4 protein-coding genes are annotated in these 4,725 nt (G+C 37.5%); 3 read left to right on the top strand and 1 reads right to left on the bottom strand.

Annotated elements, in window-relative coordinates:
• Positions 1 to 29: 29 nt before the first annotated feature.
• The gene (gene infC, locus ACFIL8_RS02730; protein ID WP_026500140.1) at positions 30 to 548 is read right to left on the bottom strand and encodes a translation initiation factor IF-3; all 519 of its coding nucleotides are present in this window, start codon (positions 546 to 548) and stop codon (positions 30 to 32) included.
• A gap of 196 nt (positions 549 to 744) precedes the next feature.
• On the opposite strand from infC, the gene ACFIL8_RS02725 reads away from it, so the two are divergent.
• The 3 genes from ACFIL8_RS02725 to dapE all read left to right on the top strand — a co-directional run bounded on the left by ACFIL8_RS02725 (position 745) and on the right by dapE (position 3,696).
• Positions 745 to 1,524 (top strand): alpha/beta hydrolase, encoded by a 780-nt coding sequence (locus ACFIL8_RS02725; protein ID WP_375611378.1) that lies wholly within the window; start codon positions 745 to 747, stop codon positions 1,522 to 1,524.
• 31 nt (positions 1,525 to 1,555) lie between these two features.
• Positions 1,556 to 2,302 (top strand): M48 family metallopeptidase, encoded by a 747-nt coding sequence (locus ACFIL8_RS02720; RefSeq protein WP_375611379.1) that lies wholly within the window; start codon positions 1,556 to 1,558, stop codon positions 2,300 to 2,302.
• A gap of 221 nt (positions 2,303 to 2,523) precedes the next feature.
• Positions 2,524 to 3,696, top strand: a complete 1,173-nt coding sequence (dapE, locus tag ACFIL8_RS02715) for a succinyl-diaminopimelate desuccinylase (protein ID WP_375611380.1) — start codon at positions 2,524 to 2,526, stop codon at positions 3,694 to 3,696.
• The last annotated feature ends 1,029 nt before the right edge of the window (positions 3,697 to 4,725 follow it).

Here is a 4,725-nt window from a genome sequence, read left to right as displayed (position 1 = left end):
TTGCATGCGAATATTATTCCAATGCAAAACTATTTAGGTGCTATCACCATCATCATTTGCCGGCCTTCAAGCTTTGGCTCCAATTCGATTTTGGCAATTTCACTTGTATCTTCTTTTACACGCTGAAGAAGCTTTAATCCAAGATCTTGGTGAGCCATCTCACGACCACGAAAACGCAAAGTAATCTTTACTTTATCACCATGATCAATAAAGCGATGAACAGCCTTGAGTTTAACTCCATAATCATGGACATCAACATTTGGGCGCATCTTAATCTCTTTGATTTCGATGACTTTTTGCTTCTTACGTGTTTCAGCAGCTTTTTTTTGGGTTTGATATTTTAATTTTCCCAAATCGATGATTTTACATACAGGTGGCTCCGCATTTGGTACAATTTCAACCAAATCAAGTCCCGCATCTGCAGCCATAGCAAGAGCTTCTTGTATCGCAACAACTCCCTGATGTTGTCCCTCATCATTGATAAGCTGAACATGAGGTACCCGAATATCCTGATTTGAACGTGGTCCGTCTTTTTGGGTAGGTGTCATTTTAAACGGTTTACGAATGGTTTATGCTCCTTAAATTTTGATTCAACTACAGTTAATTTAATATACAATTATGTACCTAAAAACAACTATAATTCGTGTTATTTTCATTATTTGATTTATTACTTTTTGGAATGATTTAGATTATAAAAGTTTTTCTCTTAATTTAAAGAAATTGTTTTATAGAGGATAAAAAATCATGGATCAAAATATTTCTTGTCAGTTTTTTTCATTTGAGAACACCGCACTTGCAGTACGCTATCGCAAGGGGCGCCAATCTCCAGGTTTGGTTTGGCTTCCTGGCTATCAATCCGATATGTTAGGAAGTAAGGCAACGTTAGTTGATCAGTTTGCTCAGAAGAATGATTTGTCTTGTTTACGTTTTGATTATTCTGGACATGGAGAATCTGAAGGTGATTTTTTTCAAGGAACAATTTCGCGTTGGGTTAAGGAAAGTTTAGCGACTTTTGAAACCTATTGTGAGGGTCCACAAATTTTGATTGGTTCCTCTATGGGGGGGTGGATTGCGCTAAGGCTTGCAATGATGCTAGCACAGAAAAATAAGAAGCTTGCTGGCATGATATTGATTGCTCCAGCACCTGATTTTACACAAACATTGGTGGAACCAAAATTAGGCCCAGAAGAATGGAAGATTTTGGAGGAGAAAGGCTATATTGAACGACCTGCAGTTGATGATACAGAGCCAATGCCCTTTACAAAAACATTGATTGAAGATGGGCGCGAAAATTGTGTGATGAAAGGATGCATTGATGTTGGATGTCCAGTCCATATTCTACAAGGGATGGAAGATGAAGATATCCCCTATCAGCATACATTGACTTTACTTGATCATTTACCTCTCCATGATGTAACATTGACACTTGTTCGTGATGCGGATCATCGCTTTTCTCGTCCACAAGATTTAGATTGCCTTGAAACAGTATTGAGATCTTTTATTAATCAGATTAATGCAAAGTAAGGGGTACATTTATTGATGAAGATAAAAATATATGAGCATTTCTAAACAGCATTTTATTTTTTCTGAGCGCTCTGTACCTGTACGGGTGCGGGAAAATAAGTATGCGCGCCGTCTTACCTTACGTATTGATGCCAGAAGTCAGGAGATTTGTGTAACAACACCACCAGCAATAAATCTCTATGCGGTTGAAAATTTTATTGAAAAGCATCGATCTTGGATTGAGGCACGTCTTGCTCATGTACAAATCTCTCATAAAAATGCTTATCTCAAAGAGGGGGCGACAATTCCCTTATTGGGTGTTTCTCATACCATAAAGCATAGAGAGGGACGTGGGGTAACAGAAATCATTACAGCAGATGCGGAGCAAGGGCCTGAAATTATTGTTTATGGTCAATTAGAATATCTCCCAAGACGCATTGCTGACGTTTTGAAAAAACAAGCGGCGCTTATTATAACGCCTTTGGTGGCACATTATGCTCATCAGGTAGAGCGTAAAGTCAAATCCATTTGTTATAAAGATACGAGAAGTCGTTGGGGCTCTTGTTCAATCGATAAGCGTCTTTCTTTTTCTTGGCGCCTTATTATGGCACCAAAAGAAGTTGTTGAGTATGTTGTTGCCCATGAAGTTGCTCATCTTGTTGAAATGAATCATGGGCCAAGATTTTGGGCTCTTTGTGAAGAGCTATGTCCTGATAGTAAAACATATCGTGCTTGGTTGAAAGAAAATGCTCCTAGACTGCATGCAATTAATTTTGATTCATATAATTTAGAGGCGTAAAAAACTTTCAAATGAAGGCAATATTTAACGGAACTTTTTGTTGAGTGTTTTGTTGAGTGTGTGCTTGCTCATGTATAATGAGGAAGCCATTGAAGCTCTCAGCACGATTGTTCTCCCCTGCTTGGTTTGCTGAGTGTCTTCAATGTTTTGCTTTATCTTTTTTGTAATTCAGCGTAATAACCCTAAGTTCCGATGACTTATAAAAAATGGGAAGGTTTTTTATGTCTGTTCTTACAGATCCACTTCAGCTATTACAGGCACTTATTCGTTGTCCTTCTGTTACACCTCATGAAGCAGGGGCTTTATCAACTTTGGAACAATTTTTGAAAAAAATGGGATTTCACGTCGATCGCCCTGTTTTTACGGATAAAAATACAGATAATGTTGAAAATCTTTATGCAAAAATGGGGAGTGAAGGACCCCATCTTATGTTTGCGGGTCATACGGATGTCGTACCGCCAGGTGCATTGGAAGATTGGACTTACCCACCTTTTGAAGCTGTTATAGATCAGGGGAAATTATATGGGCGGGGTGCTGTTGATATGAAGGGTGGTATCGCTTGTTTTATTGCGGCTCTAGCGCGAGTTCTTGAGAAACGACCCATTAAAGGAAGGGTAAGCCTTTTAATTACTGGTGACGAAGAGGGGCCTGCTGTTAATGGTACGGTAAAACTTCTCAAATGGGCAGAAAAAAAAGGCGAAAAATGGACTGCGGCTCTTGTGGGAGAACCAACAAGCGTAAAGACTGTTGGTGATATTATCAAAATTGGTCGCCGCGGATCGATTTCTGGTGTCATTACCGTGAAGGGTCGTCAAGGTCATGTTGCTTTTCCAGAGAGGGCTGCCAATCCCTTGCCTTTGGCAAGTAAGCTTATTCAAGCATTGACACAAATCGTCTTAGATAAAGGGACAGAAAATTTTCAACCCAGTAATTTAGAGCTAACAAGCATCGATACCGGTAATTTAGCGGTCAATGTTATCCCAGCGCAGACAACAGTTCATTTTAATATACGCTACAATGATCTTTGGACAAAAGAAACACTGATGAAGGAAATTGAAAAGCGTCTTGCTTTGGTGCAATCAAAAAACAATGGTGATCAATATCCCTCTTATCAGCTTGAATGGATTCCAAGTTTAGGAGATGTTTTTTTGACCAAAAATGATAAACTCATTCAAACTTTATCCAATGCTATTAAAAGTGTAACAGGGAATATACCAGAATGTTCCACTTCTGGTGGTACTTCAGATGCGCGATTTATTAAGGATTATTGCCCAGTGGTTGAATTTGGCTTACCAGGGCAAACGATGCATATGGTAGATGAGTGTGTAGCCCTTGATGCAATGGAAACACTTACTACTATTTATGAGCGTTTTATTATTGAATTTTTTGCATAAAGAAAAGGTTGCTGGTTCAAAAATACCTTTATCTTGTTGTGCCATAAGATATTGCCATTTATGGTGTGGTGATACGAGACTCGTAAAACTTAATATATTAAGTGTTTTTAGAGTAAGTAATGAATATTCTTAAGTTGGGATTCTTGCCTGTAGAGTCTTTAAGTTAAGTGAATTACATAATTGAAAAGCCAAAAGAGACCTGCTTGAAGAAGCAGAACTGTTTAGACCATATTGGATTGAAAATATTCGTTCTTTAAGGTGTAGAAAGGCGGTGCAATCATATATGGAAAACAATGAATATTATATCATCATTGTGTAGTGACAGGTTGAAGCCATGAAGACACACAAAAACATGCTGCTATTGTAAAAAGTTCGTACAACATAAATGCGCTCATTCACAGCTCATGTTTTAATATGGTTTCTGAGCTCTCACAAAAGGCACTTCTTGTTCCAATTAGACTCTCTTAGAATAAAGACTATAGGAAAAGCGCTTTAAGTTTATTTTATTTCATATATTTTGCTCTGCTTTTTTTGTCCCCAAGAACTTCCGTTGCAATATCATTACGAGATAGAAGGTGAGGTTATTTAATCAGCTTTAATATTGGTTATGATAAAGGTACACAGAAATTCTTTTGTAGCATCACGTTGACTTCTTTAGCCAAGGATTGTCCTAGTATTATTCTCAATTTTTTAATTAAATAACTTTAAAGGACGCGTATAGACACTTATAAGCATATACGCATACAAGTAAGATCATATGAGATTAACATCGTTTCACTCGCTAACAAAGCAATACCGATTCATATTTAGTATATTTGTCATTTGAGTGCATTATTTGTTTAGTAAAACTCATGATGTTGCTGTTACCTATAAATTAATACCGATCATACGGCTGCGTATCTCAAATAAATATTGGTTCAGTATTTTTTGCGATAACAGCTTTTACATGCCAGAATAGGATAAAAGCATTGTGTATATCTATTTTTTATAATCTCTGAAACAGACATACAAACATAACCTCATTGAGGG

The organism is Bartonella sp. AP57NXGY, assembly GCF_042195805.1.
Taxonomy (GTDB): Bacteria; Pseudomonadota; Alphaproteobacteria; order Rhizobiales; family Rhizobiaceae; genus Bartonella.
Note: the sequence above shows the minus strand (reverse complement) of the source record. Positions and strands in the feature narration are given on the sequence as shown.